Origin of the sequence: Priestia sp. 179-F W1.4 NHS (assembly GCF_045369295.1) — a bacterium.
Lineage (GTDB): Bacteria > Bacillota > Bacilli > Bacillales > Bacillaceae_H > Priestia > Priestia zanthoxyli.
In genome coordinates, this window is record NZ_JBIQFF010000058.1 from 1 (window position 1) to 1,151 (window position 1,151).

Annotated in this window: 2 pseudogenes; both read left to right on the forward strand. The window is 37.4% G+C overall.

The annotated features are described in order from the left end of the window. Positions 1 to 672, forward strand: a pseudogene (locus tag ACH0CI_RS28180) (replication protein); the annotation flags it as partial. Positions 673 to 781: 109 nt separating this feature from the next. Further along, positions 782 to 1,151: pseudogene (locus ACH0CI_RS28185) on the forward strand (ParB N-terminal domain-containing protein); the annotation flags it as partial.

Genomic DNA, 1,151 nt, shown 5'->3' on the forward strand with positions numbered 1-1,151 from the left:
TTCAGCTATATCAAAGGTGTGCCTAAGAAAGTCAATCAAGTCTATGCAGGTAAATATGGACATCAACTACAAGACTTCTATGCTCGCATTCAAAATGCTGCAAAAGCCGTGAAGCGAGATACAGAGATTGAGATTAAAAAAGAGCAAGTACATAAAATTGCGTATTCAACCATTGTTGGGCTAGATAAATATGTCCATGAAGCTAATCAACAAGGCAACCCATTATCCCTACGGGATATGTGTAGATTAATCTATCAGATTGCGAAAAATCAATTCTATGATTTAACAAAGTCTAAAGACGAGGATTATTCATCAGTATATGCAAAACAACAAGAAGTTATACATAACGAAAGCAAAGAAACAACATTGGCTCCACCAAAACGAATTATCCGTAAGGAACTAGTTCCAGATTGGTTAAAGACTGAACAGCAGCAAGAAGAAGCTCCAAAAGAAACAGAGATATCTTTGGATCAACAGCTTGAAATGATTCAGTTAAAGCAAGATTTAGGACAAGAGCTAACACTGGAAGAAGAGGGTCTCTTGGAGGAACACAGCTCCACATATAGTTTGTTGGAGATCGCTCAGGTAAAACAAGACTTAGGACAAGCTTTAACGCCAGAGGAACAAGACTGTTTGCGTCAACATAACCAGTTAAAAGACACAGCTTCCTAATCAAAAAAAGTAGAAATCTTTTAGAAGCTGATGTTTTAATATAATATATTTATTTAGAACTGTGTTCTAAATAAACAATAACTAAAAATCTACGCAGGAGGAGACTATTATGCCACATAAAATTACCTTAACCGGATCAGCCACAGGACCACTACGAGAATATGATCGCTACGTTGCCTTTGATATGCGTGAAAAAGGGTCACCATCTGCGCCGAAAGGATTAAAGAAGAGTACGTTTATTTCGTATACGGTGTTTGTTGCGAAGAAAGCTTTTAATAAAACAGGGCTCACGAAGAAAAGCATCATGCATGAAAAGATTTTAATTCAAGGGGAACCAACGTTAGACATTCCCATTGATGAATGCCCTGGTGAAGTAGGGGTCATTTGTTTTCAGATTACCGTTTTACCGAATAAAAATGACAAAGAGAAGAATGAGTCAGATGCGAAAAAAGAACCTAAGCAAGAGGCTTCTGCGCCTT